The organism is Brevibacterium sp. CT2-23B (assembly GCF_013168765.1).
Classification (GTDB): Bacteria; Actinomycetota; Actinomycetes; order Actinomycetales; family Brevibacteriaceae; genus Brevibacterium; species Brevibacterium sediminis.
The window spans coordinates 270,767-289,792 of record NZ_JABBYK010000001.1; the positions used below are offsets into that span (position 1 = coordinate 270,767).

The window sequence follows — 19,026 nt, forward strand, 5'->3', positions numbered from 1 at the left end:
GAGGAGTCCCACCTTGGCCCTGCACGAAATCGAGTTCACCTCTCACAACGATCGTGACACGGTCTTCGGCTGGCTCTACACACCGACCACTGAACCTCGAGCCATCATCCACATCATCCACGGCCTCGGCGAGCATTCCCGGCGCTACCACCACCTCATCGCCACCCTCGTCGACTCCGGATTCGCCGTCGTCGCCGATGACCATTCCGGCCATGGCCGGACGGCCATGCAGTCGGGAATCTGGGTCGATACAGGTGACGACGCCGCTCGAGTGGTCGTCGCCGACGAACTGACGCTCCAGCGCGAGGCTCGAGAGATCCTCCCGAATCTGCCGTACATCGTGTTCGGTCACAGTTGGGGATCGATGATTGCACGGGTCATGGCCTCCGATCCGACGGCTGGCCTCGCGGGGCTGGCTCTGTGTGGAATCGCTGCGCAGATGCGCGGTATCGATCAGACCATCGACCGTGTCGAACTCGCCGAGGCGGCCACCGGCAACCGACGAGCCGAACCTGCATCCGATCAATTGGTGGGCCAGCTCTTCGACGGATTCGTCGAACGTTTCGGTCCGGATGCCGGCCCCACCGCCTGGGTCGCCCTCGACGAGGCTGTCGTCGCCGATCATGGGCGCGACCCCTTCAACAACTTCGGCGCCCCGATGAGCTCCCGATTCCTGCAGGGCTTCGTCGAACTCTATGACGGTGCCAATGCCGATTCCTGGTACGCGACGATCCCCAGCGGTCTGCCGGTGCTCATCCTCGCAGGTGACCAGGATCCTGTCGCGAACTACGGCGAAGGCGCCTATCACGTCGCGAACCGCCTCCGCGCGACCGGACACGACGATGTGCGCACCCGCGTCTTCGCCGGAGTCCGCCACGAAGTCCACAACGAACCGACCACCCGCCTCGAGGTCGAGGCGGAGATCGTCGACTTCGCTTCCCGCGTCAGCAATCGGACGAGGCCCGTTCAAACGAACGAGAGCTGAATCCGTGAACCCGGCAGAAAGCTCAAACCGCAGTGTGAATTGGCCACAGGCGACACCCATCGTCACCGACAGGCTGCAGCTTGAGCCGCTCGCAGTCCACCATGCGTCGGAGATGGTGGAGACACTGTCCTCACCCGACCTATACACCCATATCGGTGGGACGAGCCCGAGCCGGTCCGAACTCGAACGACTCTATGCACTCCAATCCGCAGGTGCCTCACCGACCGGTGACGCCGGCTGGCTGAACTGGATCGTTCGCGAAACGGCTGAGTCCGCTGCAGTCGGATATGTTCAGGCCACAGTGACAAGAGCCGAAACCGGTTATCAAGCCGACATCGCTTGGGTCATCGGCGTCGACAGCCAGGGGCAGGGATTCGGCACCGAGGCGGCCCGAGCCATGGTCGATTGGCTGGCGGATCATCTCGTGACTGTGGTGCAAGCGGCCATCCATCCTGACAACGCCGCTTCCGCCCGAATCGCTGTCTGTCTCGGACTGCAACCGACCGACGAGATCGACGACGGTGAAGTCATCTGGCGCGCAGAGGCGAGGACAGAGGAATGACCATGTTGACACCGACTACGACGGACCGGCCGGACATCATCGACACTGTCGCGTCCTGGCAACGCGAAGGACTGCCCGTCCAGGTACATCCCGGAGACCTCGGTTGGTATCAGCGTTTCGGGGCCGATGCGCTCGCCTCGGCACTGCGGGTGTGGACGGTCGGTGACGACCCCGCGGCCGTCGGATTCCTCGACGAATCCGAACTCATCCGAATGGCCATCTCACCCGATCACTCCGATGACCAAGCGCTCGCTGAGGCGATCTTGGCCGACTTCACCGGAGATCTCTCCGAACTGCTGCCGGCAGGGAAGGGCATCGTCGAAGCTCGATTCGGATCCGCCCTGCAACATACCCTCACCGAGGCGGGATGGGGATCCGACGAAGCGTGGACCACGCTCCACCGAGATCTGAGCGAACCGATCCCATCCGTTACCCAGCGGATCGAAACGGTCGACCCCGACAGAGCAGATAACCGTATCGCCGACCGTATCGCGGTCGAATCCTCGGCTTTTCCCGGGTCCTCATTGACTGCGGACCGTTGGCGGTCCATGGCCGACGATCACGCTTACAAGCAGGCCAAATGTCTCGTCGGATTCACCGCCGACGGCGCTCCAGCCGGTGCCACAACCGTTTGGTCGGCCGGTCCTAGGCGCCCCGGTGTCATCGAACCACTCGGCGTCCACGGCGACCACCGGGGTCACGGATTCGGAGTCGAGATGACACTGGCCGCGGCCGCGGGCCTGCGCGGGACGGGAGCCTCGAGCATCACCGTGGCCACTCCGTCATCGAACACCGCCGCCGTCGCCACCTACCGTGCGGCCGGGATGAGCATCCTCGGCGAAGTCAGGGATTTCCGCCGCCCCTGAACCAGGTCAAGCAGTCGCGCCCGCGATGAAAGCCGCCTGCGCGACATGCTGGATCGCATCGTCGATGATCGAGACCATGCGAACGCCGCGTGTGACCGCAGGAGTCCAGTTCTCGTCGATGATCTCATCGAAATCTTCCTCGGACAGCGTCTTCAAGTACTCCATGAACGCATTCAAAGTGGCGTGGAGATAGTCGACGAGAAGCTGCTGATCGTCCACGCGGATCTCGGCTGCTTGTTCCGGGGAGTGGCCGAGCCCGAAGCCGTCGCCGGCCTCGCCGAGTCCGAATCGTTCTCGGAAGTCCTCCCACTGCTGAGGACGGCCAGTGAGGTCCGAAAGCTGCACATCGATCTCACGGCCGCTGTGCCACAGCAGCCAGGCGACGGAATTCGGATGACCGCCCAGACGGCTGTTGAGCTGTTCGGGGGAGAGGTCGGGCAGAGCTTGTGCTGCCTGGAGAGGGCGCTGGGACAGGTCGGTGAGAATGTCGATGCTGTTCATGTCGCCCATTCTGCTCTTCACGTCAACCGCTGTCACCACCCGGGCTCAATCGAGACGGGGCCTGCGACGGTTGCGTTTGATCTCCGACCGCCGCTGTTCGGTCCGGACTCGGCGACGACGGGAATTGCGTGACGGCTTCGTCGCTCGCCTCTGCACCGGCGGAGCCAACGCCTCACGCAGCAGCTGCGCCAGACGCATGCGTGCGTCCTGACGGTTCTTCAGCTGTGACCGCTGCTTCTCCGAAGTCACGGTCACCACGGTGCCCGACAGTCGTGGTGCCAACCGACTGAGCACTCGCTCGCGTTGAACCTCGGTGAGGAATCTCGCTGAGGCCAGGTCGAGGCTCAGTTGCACCCGTGAATCGGAGGTATTGACGTGCTGGCCGCCCGGGCCGGATGACCGGGAGAACTGTTCGGACAGGTCGGACGCGGGGATGACCAGCCCGGCGGGGATACCCGGCCCGGCGGGGACGCGCAGATCACCGTCCATCTCAGTTCGGCTCCGCTTCGCCTTCGCGATCGTCACCGGCGGAGTCTTCTTCGCGCAGCCTCGGCGTGATCTGCAGGTGCGGGCGGATTCCACGCTTGTCGGCGTAGAATTCGCGGATCCGATCCATGTCCGCGGCGATGTCGCCGGTCATCTCCAGGGTCGGGCCCAGCCCCGTCGTCCGGGTCGCGGTATCCAGGTAGCCCAACGTTACGGGCATTCCCGTTGCCATCGCGATGCGATGGAACCCGGATTTCCAATGAGTGTGTCCGCCGCGGGTGCCGTCCGGGGTGATGACGAGCGCGAAGACCTCGCCGTCTCGCATGCGGTCGACCACCTCGGTGACGATCTTGCTCGGATCCGACCGATCGACGGGAATCCCACCGAGTCCCCGCATGATCGGCCCCCGCCAGCCGGTGAACAGGGAATGCTTACCCAGCCAATGGACGTCGACGCGCATGCGCCACGCGATCGCGAGCATGACGACGAAGTCCCAGTTCGAAGTGTGCGGGGCGCCGACGAGGATGGTCGGACGGTTCGGAGCGGGCTCGGTCACGAGGTTCCACTTGCTGAAGGACCAGAAAGCGCGAGCGAGGAGGCGTCGGATCATGAACTCAACGGTAAGGCACGAGGATGTGTGGGCCTATCGGTGTCCATGGACGTGTGGTGAGAAACGGGCATGAGCGGCCCTGAGGACCGGGTAGAGTCGGCGATGTGAGAGGACGAATCCGCTTCTGACGAGCATGCGCGGATTGCGCCCGCGTCCGATGAGTCGGCGGGTTGCCTCTTCGGTGAGCATATAAGCGAGCACCTTCGGGCCTGGAGACACCGCCGATTCGAAGACCACTGACTCGATATCGTGCCATGGCAGCAGAGTCCCGGGCAGAACCTCACCGCGCCGGGCCGACGCGACGCCGGTGGGGGAGACAACGAGGGATTCGTGCCTGCGCAGCCGCACGAATACGCCGACCGGCGCGACGACGAGGCATCCGATGATGCCAGCGACAATTGCCCACATGCGCAGGTTCGCAACGATGACCCATGGGCTGCCTCCGTCACCGAGAGCTGCAGTGACAATGTAGACGAAGAAGGCGAGCAGGCCGATGCCGAGCGGGACCGCGATGGCCAAAGCAGTGAAGACGTTGCGTTTCGAGGAGGGGATGACGACCTGCTGTCCACGCTCGAGCCGGCGCACGACGTCGGCGGGGGAGAAGTCGTCGGTCATGGTCCTCAGAATACCGGCGGACTGGGAATAATCGCGCAAGTGGCATCGCTGTACCGAATGCCAAGCTTCACCGACAACGGAGGTAGATATGTCTGATTCAACTCGTGTCGTCATTCTCGGCGGCCATGGAAAGATCGCACTTCTGGCCGCGCCCAAGCTCAAGGCCGCAGGCTTCGCCGTCGATTCGGTGATCCGCAACCCCGACCAGTCATCAGATGTCGAAGCCGCTGAGGCCAACCCGGTCGTCCTCGACATCGAAACCGCCGACACTCAGGCGCTCGCCGATCTGTTCTCCGGAGCCCAGGCTGTCGTCTTCTCCGCAGGCGCCGGCGGCGGCAACCCGGCCCGGACCAAGGCCGTCGACCTCGAAGCAGCCAAGCGATCGATCGACGCCGCCGGGCAGGCGGGCGTCAAGCGCTTCGTCATGGTTTCCTATGCCAGTGCGAGCGTCGACCGTGATCGCGTCGACCCCGAGAGCTCGTTCTACCCCTACGTCGAGGCCAAGGCCGGTGCAGACGAGCACCTGCGCGCCAGCGACCTTGACTTCACGATTCTCGGACCCGGCGGTCTGACCCTCGAGCCCTCCAGCGGCAAGGTCCTCATCGCCGATGCGGCCGGCGATCTCGACGGTGAACGCCCGGCAGACGAGGTGCGGGTGACCTCCCGCGAACTCGTCGCCGAGGTCATCACACACGTCATCGCCGAATCTGCAGCTGTGCGTGAGACTGTGAACTTCTACGACGGGCAGACCCCCATCGCCGAGGCGATCAACTGACCTGACAATCCATGCGGGCGCTGTCCCGTCCCTACCCGATGGCCTGTGGTCTCCGAACCGAGACCACAGGCCATCGGGCGTTCCGACGAGTCCGGTTCGAGTCGCCGCTGAGATTCAGCCTCGTCTGTTCCACAATTGATGGGTCAGACCGCTGGCCGTGGTGAGACTCTCGATCGTGAAGTCCTTCTCCAACCCCTCGAGTCCTTCCCAGAGCCAGACCCCGCGGCCGAGGGTGACCGGGACGATGACGAGGTGCATGAAGTCGACGAGGCCGTCCGCAAGGAACTGTCTGACCATCGAAGGACCGCCGCCGATGCGGACATTGCCGCCGTCAGCGGCAGAGGTCGCCTCGGCGAGTGCCTCCGCGGGCGACGCGTCGATGAAGTGGAAACTCGTGCCGTTGTCGAACTCCATCGGCTCCCGCGGATGATGAGTGAGAACGAAGCACGGGGTCTTGAACGGCGGCTCCTCACCCCACCAGCCACGCCAGCCGTCGTCGGGCCACGGCCCCGTCTGGGGACCGAACTTCTTCCGGCCCATGATCTCGGCTCCGATGCCCTGCCCCCACATGGCGAACAGAGCGCGGTCTGCGGTCACCGGGGCGTCGACCTTGTCCACGCCCTCGATGCCGCGGCCGTCGAAGTAGGAGAACAGTGCTTGGGCTTCGCCGATCGGCTGATCGAAGGTGACGAACTCGCCGGCAGCGAATCCGTCGAGGGAGACGAAGAGGTTGTTGACACACGCTTTGGCCATGTGCACTCCAATGTGATGGTTCGGCTGATGTCTTCAGTCCGACGGATGGCGTGGGTTCCGGGGAAGTGGACCCAGTGTAAGATTAAGTAGTTTCAGAATGCAATCACTGGAGGTGGATCGATGCCCGCGCAGCCGCGTTCAGGATGTGCGATCAATGCCGCCGTCGAGGTCCTCGGAGACAACTGGTCGCTCATCGTCCTCCGCGACATCATCTTCGGCAATCGTCGGCACTTCCGCGAGCTGCTCACCCGCAACGATGAGGGCATAGCCTCGAACATGCTCGCCAGCCGTCTGAAGAAGCTCATCGACGAAGGGCTGCTGACGAAGGCGGAAGCCGCACGCGGGCAGCGAGCTGAATACTCCCTCACCGAGGCTGGAATCCAGACTCTGCCGGTCATGGTCGCCCTCGGAACATGGGGAATGACCCACCGGGAGACCTCACCGGAGCTGACGATCCGATCCAGAATCATGGCCGATGACTCCCGACTCGTCGCAGGTCTCATGGACGAACTTCGGGAGACCCACCTTGGTGTGCCGCGCCCGAATCCTGACCAACCGCGTTCCTCAGAGCAACTGCAGGCCGCCTATGAAGCGGAGATCTCCGGAAGTTGAATCAGGCGGGGGACTGCCCGGGCAGTCTCAGTCGCTCCAGCAGCTTCCTTGAGGTGATCGAGACGATGCCGACCAATCTGCCGTCTGCCACGGTGCATGCCATGAGCCCCAAACGGTGACCGCTTGCGGTCAGAACGAGCAGACCCGGCTCGCCGTTGACGTTGACCTTTCGAACTTCGATCCTGTCCGGATCGCCGCGCCGAATCGCTGCGAGCACCTCGTTCGCACCCATCCGGACCATGTGGCCGCGGGCGTTGCTGCGGTGCCACGTCAGTCCCGGGTCGAGAAAGTGCAGCAGAGCGTCGAAGTCTCCAAGCCGTGCGGCAGTGAGGAATGCGTCGACGACAGCACGGCGCTGTGAAAGTTCTCCGGACGGTGGTGGTGTGTCCTTGACCTTGCGCCGGGCCCGACTGGCGGCCATCTTCGCGGCGGCTTCCGAGGATCCGATGACGGCCGCGATTTCGGCAAAGGGCACTGAGAACATGTCGTGGAGGACGAACGCGACTCGCTCCTCCGGGCGCAGCGAGTCGAGCACGATGAGCATGGCCGGTCCGAGCGAATCCGACAAAGTTGCATTCTGCTCGGGCGTCGGGTCATCCTCGTCGACGATTGCTTCGCTGAGCCAGGCGTCAAGCGACGATTCTCCCCGAGTGGTGCGTCGGCGGAGCGCATCGAGGCAGATGCGTCCGATGACCCGGGTCAGCCACCCGCCGAGATTGTCGATGGACTCCGGGCCGTTCCGCTCCCAGCGGAGCCACGTCTCCTGAACGGCATCCTCGGCGTCCGAGTGCGAGCCGAGCACTCTCGTGGCCAACGCAGTGAGGCGAGGGCGATGAGCTTCGAACTCTGAGGTCGAAGATGACTGCGCGATGGTTGTTACCTTTCCTGGCGGCGGTGCGTCAACAGAGTGAGAGTCCGACCGGGCTCTTTCGGCAAAGGAGAATCGCAATGATGGACATCGTACTATGGGTCGTCGCCGCCGCAATGGCAGTGGCCTTCGGCATCGGCGGAGCCTCGCAGGTGAATTTGTCCAAGGAGAAGTATCGGGCGCTGGCTCGCAGCCAGCACTGGGTGGACGATTTCAGTCCGGGGCACATCAAAGTCATCGGAACCATCAAGCTCCTCGGCGTGATCGGACTGATCGTGCCCCCGCTGGCGGGAATCCTTCCGGTTCTCTCGCCGATCGCGGCGTGTGGACTCATGCTGGTGATGACGGGGGCGGCGACGACACGATTTCGGCGCAGCGAATGGGGCCTGATGGCGGGGGACACCGCGTACCTGCTGGTGTTTGCGTTCCTCGCATGGGGCCGGTTTGCGTTGGCCCCGTTCGGGGGCTGAGCTGAGCGTCGCTCTTGTTCCCGGGGCCGATGTGTGCTTCCATGGAATAAGTGATTGCAGAATGCAATCACTCAATCTCAAGACTGATCCCGAAGGAGCGATCATGATCACCGGACTCATGGCCAATATCGTTGTCACCAGCGAGAAGGAAGCGACCGAATGGTATTCCCGACTCTTCGAAAGACAGCCGGATGACAAGCCGATGGCGGGGCTGGCCCAATGGCTCTTCGACGAGAGGTTCGGAATCCAGATCTGGGAGGACCCGCAGCGAGCCGGACGCTCCAACGTGGTTCTCGACGTGGACGACCTCGACACGATGGCCGAGCGTCTGCGAGCGGCCGGAATCGACCATGACGAACCGTCCCCAGGCGGCGGACAGCGCATCCTGCCGGTCACCGACCCGGACGGAAACCAGGTGGTGTTCTTCGGTGAGTGAGGCAGCATCCGACCAGGGCGCGCCAGTGACCGCGACGATCAGCCTCGGCGCTGATTTCGAGCATCTGGTCTCAAAGGTCTGGAACGCCTTCGCCGATTCGGATCAGCGCGTGCAGTGGGGAGTTCCCGAGGGGGAGGAGATAGTCTGCGACATCGACGAATTCCGTCCGGGCGGAGCGATCCGGGCCCGCTGTGGGTCACCGGGAGAACTCGAGTTCGTCTCCACCGGGCAGTACTGCTCACTTGCGCCGGGACGTCACATCGTCACAACGGAGACTCTCACCAAAGACGATGAGATACTATCGACGGCCATCATCACCTGGACCCTGACCGCTATCCCGACAGGCACCCGGGTCGAGCTCGTCGACCAGGTCGTGTCCTTCGTCGGTCGGGGAATGATCGACGGACACCGCAACGGCCATGACATCTGCCTGCGACAGCTCGGCGACTTCCTCAGTTCGTGAGTTCCACGGCCCACGGCAGATCCGCACCCTCACGGCTGACCGTGATCGCCGCAAGCGCCGATGCGCGATCTCCCAGGGCTGTGAGTTCTGCCGTGCTGAGATCGGACACAGCGTTCTCCTGAGCATGCAGGTCGTGGATGAGTGAGACCATGAACGTATCCCCGGCCCCGATCGTGTCTTTGACTTCCACCTTCCTTGAGGTCACCGATGCCCGCGCCGAGGCGGTCGCCACGATCGCACCCTCACCACCGCGAGTCATGGCGACCAGATTCGCCCCGAGGCTGAGAAGACGGTCGACCTGTGCGGACTCGTCGAGATCGGGATAGAGCCAGTTCGCATCGACGTCGCTGAGTTTGAGAACGTCGACTCGACGAGCCAACTCCTCGAAACGCGGCAGCGCATCTTCGCGGGAGCCGATGATCGACGGTCGGATATTCGGATCGAAGGAGATGAGCGGACGAGGATGCGTACCGAAAGCCCCGGTCGCAGAGGCGAGAACATCATCGATGACTGCGGAGCCAGGCGAAAGGAATGCCGCAATCGAGCCGAAATGCACAACGGAGCGAGGTGCGTCCGTGAGCAGGGAAGAGTCAGGGTCCCACCGCAGGTGGAACTCGTACTCGGCGGAGCCGTCATCGGCGAGGCGAGCCAGCGCCGTCGACGTGGCGCCACGTGGTGAAGCGAGCACAGTGACATGAGACTCCTGAAGATGAGCGAGAAGGAACCCGCCGTGGAAATCATCACCGACATCGGTGAGGAACTCGACCTCGACGCCGAGGCGGCCCAGCCCGAGAGCGACATTGGCTGGAGCTCCACCCGGTGCATATCGGTCTGGACTCCCGGGCGTGCTGACGATGTCGATGAGGGCCTCACCGATGACGAGAATGCTCATGGGTCCGATTCTAAGGTGAAAAGTCTTCTCCAGTTGCGACCTGCATAAATAGGACGGAAATCGATGAACGATATTAATTCGCCTCATGTCATGTCAGTGCCGTCTGGGACTGTGTGGCCATGGACAAGAACACCATTGACAACGACGTCAGAACGATCATCGACGAGGAGACCGCCCGAGTCTTCGCTCCGCGCCCCGGCGAATGCCTGGCCTGCTACGTGTTCCGACAACTCGGCGAATTCGGCTGCAACGGCACCCACCGGTTCGCGGAAGGCTTCCGCGACCGTACGGCTCCACGCGCCACGGCTCTGCTCGCGCGGCTGAGCAGCATGGGTGCCTGCTGCTGTGACTGTGAAATGTTCCTCAACGCCTTCACCTTCGCGGCCAAACCGTGGATCACCAGCATGCCGTTCGGTGAAGTCATCGGCACTCCCTTCGGCAGCGAGGAAGCCATCGACATGAGAGAAAGGTTCGGAATCGACGGACCTCCCTCGGCGAAGCTCTACCTCTGCTGCCGACTGGTGAGACGGGGATCAACCCAAGCCTGCGGAAACTGGGCCCGCATCCGACGGTGGTGACACAGCCGGATCCGGCAGAATAGAACCATGCCTGCCGCTCTGCCGCTCTTCCTCGACTGCGACCCCGGAATCGACGATGCTATTGCACTGGCCTACCTGTGCTGCCAAGACGACGTCGACGTTGTCGGCATCGCCGCATCCGGAGGCAACGTCGCCACCGCACAAGTCGTCGAGAACACCCGCGGATGGCTGTCGCTGGCCGGACGCAGCGACATTCCCGTCCACGCCGGCCACAGCCTTCCGCTGGCATGGCGGGTCCTGCAGATGGATCCGCAGGCAGCGGAGACGGCAACGGGCGAAGCCCTGGAATATGCCGACCTCACCCATGGGGAGTCCGGGCGGGGATATGCGCGGCTGCCGGCCCCGAGCACGCCGGTGAGTTCGGTGACGGCGGCTCAGGCCTGGGTCGATGCTGCCCACGCCCATCCCGGACAGCTCCTCGGTGTCGTCATCGGTCCAGCCACGAATCTTGCCCTGGCCCTCGAAATCGACCCGGAACTCCCGAGTCTGTTCAAACGTCTCTTCATCATGGGAGGAGCGTTCAACTACCGGGGCAACACCCACCCGACGACGGAATGGAATGTCACCTTCGACCCTGAGTCCACCGCCCAGGTGCTTGCCGCTTTCGACCGCACCAGACAGGAGGAGAGGCTGGCCCACCTTCCGGTCATCGCCCCGATCGAAGCGACCGAAGCCGTTGAGATGACACCCGAGCGTCTCGCCACCATCCTCGACGGAACCTCTGCCGGTGGTGCCGATGACCGCTGGCAATCAGTACTCGCACAACTGGCCGAGGCGCTTCGGTTCTACTTCGAATTCCACGAAACCGACGGGCTCGGCTACCTCGCCCACATCCACGACCCGTTCGTCCTCGCCTGCGCTCTGTCCTGGGCTCGGCAAGACACCACAACGTCGACCGGAACAGAGCTCGAGGGATCGGACTCCGACTCCCGGGAGCCGTCCGCCCCGGTGCCCGTGAGGGGAAGTGCGGGGGACCTGCCATGGGCGTCGACGCTGTGGGCACCTGTCGATGTCGAACTCACGGGTACACTCACACGAGGCGAAACCGTCGCCGACTGGCTGGGGCGGTGGGGCCGCCCCGTGAACGCAGAGATCATCCGCGCCATCGACGCTCCTGCCTTCCTCGACCACCTGAGCGCCACCCTGATGAAAGGACCACCCGCATGACCGCACACTCCAGAAAGTCTGGGCAGGGGCCGACCACCACGGTCGGTCCCGGACAAAACCGCAACCGCACTCTTCCCCTCATCCTCACACTGCTCGGCACCCTCATCGTCATCGGCACCTACGTCGCCGTACTCCTCACCCAACCTGCCAACCTCGGCGTTGACCTCGGATACACCACTCTGTGGGTCATGCTCGGCTATCTCGGCGGAGGAGTTCTGCTCGCCGCAGGCACTCTCCCGCTCATTCCCCGCAGCGTTCTCGCGCTCATCCCGGTCGCCATCGCCCTCAACGTCGTCATCGGGCAGATCATCGGCAACTACACGCCCGTGCCCCTCTACCTCGACTCCATCGGAACCGTGCTCATCGGCGTCCTGGCAGGCCCCGCAGCAGGTGCCTTCACGGGAATCATCTCGAACCTCATCTGGGGCGTGACCCTGAGCCCCAGCGTCATCGCCTTCAGCTCCGGAGCCGCCTTCATCGGCGCCGCCGCCGGCTGGGCAGCAAGGCTCGGAGTCTTCCGCACACCCTGGACCGCGATCATCGTCGGCGCCGTCGCCGGTGTTCCCGCCGGCGCCATCGGAGCACCCGTCGCCGCTTATGTCTTCGGCGGCGGGCTGGGGGCCGGCACCGGGGGAGTCGTCGCGATCCTCCAAGCGACGGGCCTCGAGATGTTCAATGCCACCTTCGCTCAGAGCATGGTCTCCGACATCGTCGACAAGGCGCTCATCTTCGCCCTCGCCTATGTCGTCATCCAGTCGCTGCCCAAACGCATCGTCGGTCGCTACGAGTTCGCCGCTCATAGTCGCCCCCGGGCGAAGAAGTCCGACGGCCCCGATCTGACCAAACAGGCCGAATCGGCACAGCCGGCGGAATGAGTCACGCCTCTTCCGACACGCACGCCGCCGTTGACGCGGCTGAGGCTCACCGCCCGAAGCGTCGTCTGCACCCTGCCACGGAATTGATCATCCTTGCCTGCAGCCTGCTGCTCGTCTTCGGAATCCCCTCTCCGATCGTGCCGGTCATCATCCTGACCGGCACGGTCGTGACCGTGACAGTCTCACCTGCCGTGCGACTGCGGGAATGGGCGACGACAGTAGGTCTCCTGTGCCTGCCGACTCTGGTTGTGCTGATCGTCGTGCAGGGGCTGTTCTACCCCGGAACCGATGTGCATGTGCTCTGGCAGGTCGGACCCGCTCGCCTCAGCGTCGAAGGACTGAGCATCGCCGTTCAGATCTGGCTGCGGGTGAGCGCCCTGATCGGGCTGTGCGCGATGTTCGGTCTGGGTGCCGACTCCGCTCGCCTCTTCGACGGTCTGCGTCGACTTCGTCTGCCCTCGGCAGTCGCCTATATGTGCGCCTCTGCCATCGGTCTCATCCCAATGATCGGCGCACGCACCCGACACATCATCGAAGCCAGACAGGCCCGCGGCTGGGCCACCGACTCCTGGCGGGTGCGCATCCGACTGCTGCCGGGAATCGTCACAGGACTCGTCACCGCGATCCTGCTGACCGTCGACCAACGTCACGACGTGCTCGAATCCAGCGGACTCAATTCGAACGCGACCGCGACTGCGCTCCAGGACCACACGGACGGGACAGGGCAGAGCCTCCTGCGGATCCTGACTCCGCTCGTGAGCATCGGACTCATCGTCGCCTCGGTGACGGGATCCCTCCCGCTGCCGGGCGCCGCGCAGCTGATCGGCGGTGCCTGAGATGACCGTTTCGATCACGGACGCGTGGTTCACCTATCGTGGAGAGGACACTGCCGCGCTGAGCGGAATCACTTTCGACGTTGTCAGCGGCACCATGACCGCAGTGCTCGGACCGCTCGGATCGGGAACGTCGACTCTCTGCCGCCTGTTCGCCGGACAGCTCGTCTCTCGGGGAGCCCTGACCGGCACCATCGACCGGAACGGAACCGTGGCGCTGCTCGGCGATGACCCGGAAGCGCAACTGAGCGGAATGACCAGCCACGTCGGTGACGAGTCCCAGCTGGCGTGTCGACTGTACGGGCATGATCCGGCCGATGCCCACCGCCGAGCCCGGAACCTGCTCGAGCTCCTCGGCATCGGAGACCTATGGAACCGACGGCTGGACACGCTCTCCGGAGGGCAGAGGCAACTGGTCGCGGTGGCACGGATCCTCGCACCCGGGCCCGACCTGCTCGTTCTCGACCAACCAGCACAGTCCTTGGATCCGCAGATGCGTGTGCGCCTGGTGACAGTGCTGCAGGAATTCTGTGATCGGGGAGGGGCTGTGCTCATCACCGGTCATCAGACTGACGAACTGACCCGGATCTGCGAAGAGGTCCGCTTCCTTGACGCCGGTCGGCTGCAGACGGCGACTCCCACGGTTCGATCCGTCGGAATCTGGGACAGCCGCCCGAACGATGATGCGACTCTCTCGACGATGCTGAGGTCACAGGCAGATCCGCTGCTCACCGTTCGCGACCTCACCGTGGATCGGGGGAGCAGCCGAATCCTCGACGGCCTCGACCTCGATCTGCGGCCCGGCGAACTCACCTCAGTCACCGGTGCCAACGGGGCCGGCAAGTCCACGCTTCTGCGGGCCCTCCTCGGCCTGCTCGACCGGTCGGCGTCCGTGACGGGCACGATCACAGTCAGCCGCCTCGGCGAGATGATCCGATTGGACACCCTGCCCGCCCACGCGCGCAGTGCTCACCTCGGATGGGTGGGACAGGATGCAGGACTGCAGCTCTCCGCAGCCACAGTGGCACGCGAACTGCTTCACGCCGCTCCGCTGCCGCCGCATCGACGGCGAGACCGAAAGCGAGTGCGCGACCATCGCCTGGCAGCCGCAGACAGCGTCCTCGCCGAGGCGGACCTGACCGAGGTCGCCGACGACCATCCCTTCGACCTCGATGTGGCCAGGCGCAAAGACATCGTCATCGCCTCGGCTCTGATGACCGAAACGACGGTGCTGCTGCTTGACGAACCGACGATCGGGCGCGACCTCGCGGCAATGACCCGACTGAACGCGATTATCGAGTCGTTCCTCAACAGTGGAGGCGCTGTCCTGGCAACAACACACGACCAGCGCTGGGCGAACGAGTTCGCGCACCGCAGACTGCGGCTTATCGACGGGCGAGCCCGGTCATGATGGAATGGCGGGCGGATATTTGAGAGCGGATGACAGCGGTCAGTAGTCGAAGGAATCGTCTCCGGCAGCTGCGGGGCTGCGCAGCCTCTGCAGGTGCAGATGCCTGATGAGGCGGATGACCGGGCGAATGAGCATCTCGACACTGCCGATGACGAACAGCCAGGTTCCCGAATAGGTCAGTGATTCGGAGAAGAACATGAAGCTGCCGATGAGGAACCACAGGCCGATGAGCACATCATTGGCGATGCTGATCACCTGGTAGCGCTGCCGGACGACGAGTTCCTCCCGCCCGATCCGCAGATGAAGATCCGGATTGTGCTCGGTCAACACTCTCTCCTTTCCCGCTGAATCTGTTTCACAGCGAGCCTACCGCCGCCGCCCGGGCACGGACTCCGACCGGCGCCGAATCTCGTGTCAGGGGCTGCGCCTACCGTGAGAACATGGATCAGAAGTCGAAACCATTCGATTCCCACGTTGCCGAGTTGCTCGACCGTCACTTGCCGATGTCATGGGATGAGTTGCTCGCCGCTGTTCGTCGGTCCCCGCAGCTCTCCGCCGTCGAAGCGGCCCGCGGTGCGAAGCAGAGGCCCGATCGCACGACCGACGGTCTCAGGTCTCTGCCCGCGGCGAGCCCACCCACCTGGGATGGACTGCACGCAGTCATCAATACGCTGCACCGGAAGAACCTGCTGCCGGACGACCTTCCGCACACACGCAGCCCCTCCGTCATGCTCATCCATCTCCTCAGCGAACTCGCGCTCAGCCTCTCCGACCACCGCAGGCCAGGGCGCGACCTCGGTGCGGCGTCGGTCGAGCCGAAGGCTGAGGGAGTCCAGGCGCGGTTCGAAACCGAATGCATCATCTGGCTCATCACCGGGCGACTCGGTGTGAGGGCCGCCGCGACCGGATCACTCAAGGGCTACCTCAAATACGGAGAGCTCATGCCCGAGTTCTCCCGGGACCGGGTGCTGCAGACCGTCGACACGATCGAGGGACTCTTCGGAGGTGCGCTCGCCTTCGGGATCATGATCCGAGAGGAGATGCCGAGCCTGTTCGAACTCGATGACAGCTTGGCTGTCTGAACCCTGGCAAAGCGCCTTCGACCCTGGTGCTCAGCCGTCCACCGGAGCAGAATGACCATCATGTCCACCTCACCACAGCGCTGGAGCATTGCCACCGTCTACCCCGATATGTGGGTCGATCCCGACGACGACCCCCGCAGCTCCGACAGACACAGTCCCGACGGAGAACTCGCCACACTGCTGAGCTACCTGCGCGACTACCGGCTGACCCTGGATCTGAAATGCCAGGGACTCACGCTTGAGCAGATGATGAAGCTCTCCGTCCCACCGTCGACGATGTCGCTGTTCGGGTTGGTCCGTCACATGACCGAAGTGGAGCGAGACTGGAGGAATTGGATCAACGACGGCGAACCCGAACCCCCGATCTATGGGAGCTTGGATGACGCATTCGACCTCAGTGATGTTCCGTCTCACCCCGAGGAAACCGTCCTCACCGATGCCTTCGCCCGACTGGAACAGGAGCAGGCCGCCACCGACGCTGAAGTCAGCAGACACGACGACCTCGGCACACACGTGGGCCGAGAAGACATCGCGGTTCGGGAATTCTTAGTCCACCGCATCGAAGAATATGCCCGCCACTGTGGTCACGCTGACCTGCTGCGTGAATGCATCGACGGCAGAACCGGACAATAGGGAGCCACCGACCATGAGCCGAACAATCCAGGTGACCGTCGACTGCCACGACCCCGAAAGGCTCGCCCGCTTCTGGGCCGAAGCACTCGGCTACATCATTCCAGGACCTCCGGGGGTGCGACTCGGTGCTGACGACGACCCCCTCGTCGCTTGGAAGGAATTCATCGCCGGACTCGGCGTCGAACTCGGTCCCGAGAACATGCGTGCCGCCATCGAAGACCCTGAACAGGTCGGTCCTCGGGTCTTCTTCCAAACGGTGCCCGAGCCCAAAACGGTGAAGAACCGCGTGCACCTCGACGTCCGTGCCGCTCCGGGACTCGACGGCGATGAGCGGATGGATGCACTCGAAGCAGAATGCACCCGACTCACGGGACTCGGAGGCACTCGGTTGCGCCGAGTCGATCCGGACCCGCCGTTGGAACACGGCTTCATCGTCATGGCCGATCCCGAAGGCAACGAATTCTGCCTTGACTGACCAGCAGTCTCGAACCCCTTCAGATGAGATTGTTCTCAGAAACGACTTGTGAAAGGTGTTCGCTTGCTAGCGTGGCAGCCATGAAGACGAATCGCATGGCAATGAGTACAGTGGCCGGACTTGCAGCACTCACTCTCGGCCTGGCCGGGTGTGGCGGAAGTGATTCCGGAAACGGAGGCGATGAGGCGCAGGACTCGTCCGCGGCAAGCGAATCGGCCGAGGCCAGCCCTGCCGGAGGCGAGGATCAGCGCGACGATGGCCAAAACGATGACGGCGATGAAACCAGGCCGGCGGAGGAATCGTCCGGGAAAGGCCTGAGCGCCGGTGCCGACCTGAGCAAAGAATCGCCGGCCATCAGTGCCGAAGACGCGATCAAGACTGCCGAGGAGGAAGTCGGGAACGGAATCGTTCATGGCATCGAGCTCGACTGGGACGACAAAGACGAGGCCTGGCAGTACGAGGTGTCCATCCTCGACGGAAACACCGACCATGACGTCGAGATCGACGCGGAGACCGGGAAGATCGCCGAACACGAGCAGGACTCGACCGATGACAAAGAGAAGGCCATCGACCTCAACGATCCGATGGCCTTCGACGACGCTCTCAAACTTGCCCAGAAGAAAGCCGACGGAAAGCTCGTGAGCTGGAAACTCGAATTCGACGACGGCAAGCAGGAGTACCAGTTCGATTTCGAGAAGGGCAGCGGAGACGTGGAAGTCACCGTTGACACCGACTCCAAGAGAGTCAGCGTCGATGACTGACACCGGTCGTCTCACGGTCATCGCCGGACCTATGTTCTCCGGAAAATCCGAAGAGCTTATGCGCAGGGTCCGGCGGGCTACGATTGCCGGAATCGATGTCCTCGTCGTGTCCCACTCGCTCGACACCCGATCGGACATCTCCACGATCACCTCGCACACCGGGGTGAATATCCCCGCAGTGCCGCTCGGAGACGTCGCGTCCCTTGCAGGGGCGGCCCTACAGAAGGACTATGACCTCATCGCCATCGATGAGGCGCAGTTCTTCGGCCCGGAGCTCGTCCCCGCCGTCGAGGACCTCCTCAGCCGTGGACTCGACGTCATCGTCGAAGGACTGTGCGTGACCTTCGACGGGCAGCCGTTCGAACCGCTGCCCAGCTTCATGGCCGTCGCTGAGGAGGTCCTGAGACTCACGGCGGTGTGCACAGTCTGTGGGAAGGACGCTGTGTTCCACCAGCGTTTGGAACAGACGGAGAGCCCGAACGGACCAGACGCAGCACGGACAGTTCAGCCACCCGAGGCGACTCTGGCCGCGACTGAGATCGACGCCAGCCACATCGGTGGCTTGGATACCTATGTCGCTCGCTGTCGGCAGCACTTCACCGGGGCCGGGTAGCTTCACCGGACCTGTCCAACGGTCCTAGCCGTCGATGCTGTCCCAGACCTCTCGCCAGATCCGCGCGAGGTCTGGGATCTGATAGTGGGCGTTGAGGCCGCTCGGCTGCGGAACCACATGCAGCGCCACATCAGCCGGCCACCCGTCGATCAGCGTCGTATCCTGCCGGCCGAGCTGAGCTTTCGGCACCTGAAAGCCGGTGCGGAACGCTGTGATCCCGGCGATCGCGACCGCCCGGGGTCGGATATCGGCAAGACGCTCGATGAGGTGAGCCGCACCTTCACGCAGCTCCTGCCGGGAGAGTTCGTCGGCGCGGACAGTGGCTCGCCCCACGAGGTTGGTCAGACCGATTCCACGACTGAGCAGCTGCAGCTCATCCGCAGGCTCGAGCCCACACGAGGCATCGACTTGGTGATCGGTGAGACCCGCCTGATGCAGAGACGGCCAGAAACGGTTGCCGGGACGTGCGAACGGCGCATTCACCGCGGCCGTCCACAGCCCCGGATTGATACCGACGATGAGCATCTTCAGCCCGGAGGAATCGCTCGGCAGAATATCGTCGATCGCATCCGGGTCGTCCGTGGCGAAAGCCGCGAGATCGTCCTTGGTCGGTTTGCGACCGCCCAGAGGGGATAGCCGACGATTGCTGACGAAGTTGTCCTCACTCACATCTTTCACACTAC

General features: G+C 63.7%; 27 protein-coding genes. 18 read left to right on the forward strand and 9 right to left on the reverse strand.

The window, feature by feature from the left end; translation table 11 throughout:
* Positions 1-13: 13 nt before the first annotated feature.
* Genes HIM68_RS01205 through HIM68_RS01215 form a run of 3 tightly spaced genes read left to right on the forward strand, consistent with a single transcriptional unit; the run spans position 14 to position 2,413 of the window.
* The gene (locus HIM68_RS01205; protein ID WP_172168949.1) at positions 14-985 is read left to right on the forward strand and encodes an alpha/beta fold hydrolase; all 972 of its coding nucleotides are present in this window, start codon (positions 14-16) and stop codon (positions 983-985) included.
* A gap of 34 nt (positions 986-1,019) precedes the next feature.
* Positions 1,020-1,547, forward strand: coding sequence for a GNAT family N-acetyltransferase (locus tag HIM68_RS01210; RefSeq protein WP_139466848.1), 528 nt, complete (start codon positions 1,020-1,022; stop codon positions 1,545-1,547).
* Positions 1,548-1,549: 2 nt separating this feature from the next.
* On the forward strand, positions 1,550-2,413 hold the full coding sequence (locus tag HIM68_RS01215) for an N-acetyltransferase (protein ID WP_216656710.1): 864 nt from the start codon (positions 1,550-1,552) through the stop codon (positions 2,411-2,413).
* Between the two features lie 6 nt (positions 2,414-2,419).
* Here the strand turns inward: HIM68_RS01215 and HIM68_RS01220 are convergent, their stop codons facing one another.
* Genes HIM68_RS01220 through HIM68_RS01235 form a run of 4 tightly spaced genes read right to left on the reverse strand, consistent with a single transcriptional unit; the run spans position 2,420 to position 4,625 of the window.
* Positions 2,420-2,914 carry a DinB family protein gene (locus HIM68_RS01220; protein WP_172168955.1) on the reverse strand — a complete coding sequence of 165 codons (495 nt, stop codon included), beginning with the start codon at positions 2,912-2,914 and terminating at the stop codon, positions 2,420-2,422.
* Positions 2,915-2,959: 45 nt separating this feature from the next.
* Positions 2,960-3,403, reverse strand: coding sequence for an alternative ribosome rescue aminoacyl-tRNA hydrolase ArfB (gene arfB, locus HIM68_RS01225; RefSeq protein ID WP_172170215.1), 444 nt, complete (start codon positions 3,401-3,403; stop codon positions 2,960-2,962).
* 1 nt (position 3,404) lies between these two features.
* The gene (locus HIM68_RS01230) at positions 3,405-4,010 is read right to left on the reverse strand and encodes a 1-acyl-sn-glycerol-3-phosphate acyltransferase (RefSeq protein ID WP_139466851.1); all 606 of its coding nucleotides are present in this window, start codon (positions 4,008-4,010) and stop codon (positions 3,405-3,407) included.
* Between the two features lie 33 nt (positions 4,011-4,043).
* Positions 4,044-4,625, reverse strand: coding sequence for a hypothetical protein (locus HIM68_RS01235; RefSeq protein ID WP_172168958.1), 582 nt, complete (start codon positions 4,623-4,625; stop codon positions 4,044-4,046).
* 88 nt (positions 4,626-4,713) lie between these two features.
* Here HIM68_RS01235 and HIM68_RS01240 point away from each other — a divergent pair, with 88 nt between their 5' ends.
* Positions 4,714-5,400: an SDR family oxidoreductase gene (locus HIM68_RS01240; RefSeq protein WP_139466853.1), complete on the forward strand. Its 687-nt coding sequence runs from the start codon at positions 4,714-4,716 to the stop codon at positions 5,398-5,400.
* 114 nt (positions 5,401-5,514) lie between these two features.
* On the opposite strand, the gene HIM68_RS01245 is transcribed toward HIM68_RS01240, so the two are convergent.
* Positions 5,515-6,153, reverse strand: a complete 639-nt coding sequence (locus tag HIM68_RS01245) for a dihydrofolate reductase family protein (RefSeq protein ID WP_139466854.1) — start codon at positions 6,151-6,153, stop codon at positions 5,515-5,517.
* 120 nt (positions 6,154-6,273) lie between these two features.
* Here HIM68_RS01245 and HIM68_RS01250 point away from each other — a divergent pair, with 120 nt between their 5' ends.
* Positions 6,274-6,765, forward strand: a complete 492-nt coding sequence (locus tag HIM68_RS01250; RefSeq protein ID WP_172168961.1) for a helix-turn-helix domain-containing protein — start codon at positions 6,274-6,276, stop codon at positions 6,763-6,765.
* 1 nt (position 6,766) lies between these two features.
* On the opposite strand, the gene HIM68_RS01255 is transcribed toward HIM68_RS01250, so the two are convergent.
* The gene (locus HIM68_RS01255; protein ID WP_172170218.1) at positions 6,767-7,636 is read right to left on the reverse strand and encodes a sigma-70 family RNA polymerase sigma factor; all 870 of its coding nucleotides are present in this window, start codon (positions 7,634-7,636) and stop codon (positions 6,767-6,769) included.
* A gap of 77 nt (positions 7,637-7,713) precedes the next feature.
* On the opposite strand from HIM68_RS01255, the gene HIM68_RS01260 reads away from it, so the two are divergent.
* From HIM68_RS01260 to HIM68_RS01270, 3 genes are all read left to right on the forward strand, one after another.
* Positions 7,714-8,103, forward strand: a complete 390-nt coding sequence (locus tag HIM68_RS01260; protein WP_216656712.1) for a DoxX family protein — start codon at positions 7,714-7,716, stop codon at positions 8,101-8,103.
* 103 nt (positions 8,104-8,206) lie between these two features.
* The gene (locus HIM68_RS01265; protein ID WP_172168964.1) at positions 8,207-8,539 is read left to right on the forward strand and encodes a VOC family protein; all 333 of its coding nucleotides are present in this window, start codon (positions 8,207-8,209) and stop codon (positions 8,537-8,539) included.
* On the forward strand, positions 8,532-9,002 hold the full coding sequence (locus HIM68_RS01270; protein WP_172168967.1) for an SRPBCC domain-containing protein: 471 nt from the start codon (positions 8,532-8,534) through the stop codon (positions 9,000-9,002). The genes HIM68_RS01265 and HIM68_RS01270 overlap by 8 nt, the downstream gene beginning before the upstream one ends.
* On the opposite strand, the gene HIM68_RS01275 is transcribed toward HIM68_RS01270, so the two are convergent.
* A complete protein-coding gene (locus HIM68_RS01275) occupies positions 8,992-9,894 on the reverse strand; it encodes a carbohydrate kinase (RefSeq protein ID WP_172168970.1) in 903 nt (300 codons plus the stop codon). The genes HIM68_RS01270 and HIM68_RS01275 overlap by 11 nt on opposite strands.
* A gap of 119 nt (positions 9,895-10,013) precedes the next feature.
* Here HIM68_RS01275 and HIM68_RS01280 point away from each other — a divergent pair, with 119 nt between their 5' ends.
* From HIM68_RS01280 to HIM68_RS01300, 5 genes are read left to right on the forward strand one after another with little or no spacing between them, the layout of a single operon-like run.
* Positions 10,014-10,472, forward strand: a complete 459-nt coding sequence (locus tag HIM68_RS01280; RefSeq protein ID WP_172168973.1) for a DUF2695 domain-containing protein — start codon at positions 10,014-10,016, stop codon at positions 10,470-10,472.
* 27 nt (positions 10,473-10,499) lie between these two features.
* On the forward strand, positions 10,500-11,660 hold the full coding sequence (locus HIM68_RS01285) for a nucleoside hydrolase (protein WP_172168976.1): 1,161 nt from the start codon (positions 10,500-10,502) through the stop codon (positions 11,658-11,660).
* Positions 11,657-12,535 carry a histidine kinase gene (locus HIM68_RS01290; RefSeq protein ID WP_172168979.1) on the forward strand — a complete coding sequence of 293 codons (879 nt, stop codon included), beginning with the start codon at positions 11,657-11,659 and terminating at the stop codon, positions 12,533-12,535. Before HIM68_RS01285 ends, HIM68_RS01290 begins: the two co-directional genes overlap by 4 nt.
* Positions 12,532-13,371 carry an energy-coupling factor transporter transmembrane protein EcfT gene (locus tag HIM68_RS01295; RefSeq protein WP_172168982.1) on the forward strand — a complete coding sequence of 280 codons (840 nt, stop codon included), beginning with the start codon at positions 12,532-12,534 and terminating at the stop codon, positions 13,369-13,371. The genes HIM68_RS01290 and HIM68_RS01295 overlap by 4 nt, the downstream gene beginning before the upstream one ends.
* Before the next feature lies 1 nt (position 13,372).
* A complete protein-coding gene (locus HIM68_RS01300) occupies positions 13,373-14,779 on the forward strand; it encodes an ATP-binding cassette domain-containing protein (protein ID WP_139907527.1) in 1,407 nt (468 codons plus the stop codon).
* Positions 14,780-14,818: 39 nt separating this feature from the next.
* Here HIM68_RS01300 and HIM68_RS01305 read toward each other — a convergent pair whose 3' ends face one another.
* Positions 14,819-15,106 carry a YrhK family protein gene (locus HIM68_RS01305; protein WP_139466864.1) on the reverse strand — a complete coding sequence of 96 codons (288 nt, stop codon included), beginning with the start codon at positions 15,104-15,106 and terminating at the stop codon, positions 14,819-14,821.
* A gap of 113 nt (positions 15,107-15,219) precedes the next feature.
* On the opposite strand from HIM68_RS01305, the gene HIM68_RS01310 reads away from it, so the two are divergent.
* The 5 genes from HIM68_RS01310 to HIM68_RS01330 all read left to right on the forward strand — a co-directional run bounded on the left by HIM68_RS01310 (position 15,220) and on the right by HIM68_RS01330 (position 18,343).
* Positions 15,220-15,861, forward strand: a complete 642-nt coding sequence (locus tag HIM68_RS01310) for a hypothetical protein (RefSeq protein WP_139466865.1) — start codon at positions 15,220-15,222, stop codon at positions 15,859-15,861.
* Between the two features lie 60 nt (positions 15,862-15,921).
* A complete protein-coding gene (locus HIM68_RS01315; RefSeq protein WP_172168985.1) occupies positions 15,922-16,494 on the forward strand; it encodes a DinB family protein in 573 nt (190 codons plus the stop codon).
* Between the two features lie 13 nt (positions 16,495-16,507).
* Complete coding sequence (locus HIM68_RS01320) at positions 16,508-16,969, forward strand: VOC family protein (RefSeq protein WP_172168988.1); 462 nt, start codon at positions 16,508-16,510, stop codon at positions 16,967-16,969.
* 80 nt (positions 16,970-17,049) lie between these two features.
* Positions 17,050-17,730 (forward strand): PepSY domain-containing protein, encoded by a 681-nt coding sequence (locus tag HIM68_RS01325; protein WP_253903682.1) that lies wholly within the window; start codon positions 17,050-17,052, stop codon positions 17,728-17,730.
* Entirely contained in the window at positions 17,723-18,343 is a 621-nt protein-coding gene (locus HIM68_RS01330; RefSeq protein ID WP_139466868.1) for a thymidine kinase, read from the forward strand. Before HIM68_RS01325 ends, HIM68_RS01330 begins: the two co-directional genes overlap by 8 nt.
* A 24-nt stretch (positions 18,344-18,367) precedes the next feature.
* Here HIM68_RS01330 and HIM68_RS01335 read toward each other — a convergent pair whose 3' ends face one another.
* Entirely contained in the window at positions 18,368-19,012 is a 645-nt protein-coding gene (locus HIM68_RS01335; RefSeq protein ID WP_139466869.1) for a mismatch-specific DNA-glycosylase, read from the reverse strand.
* Between the last annotated feature and the right edge of the window lie 14 nt (positions 19,013-19,026).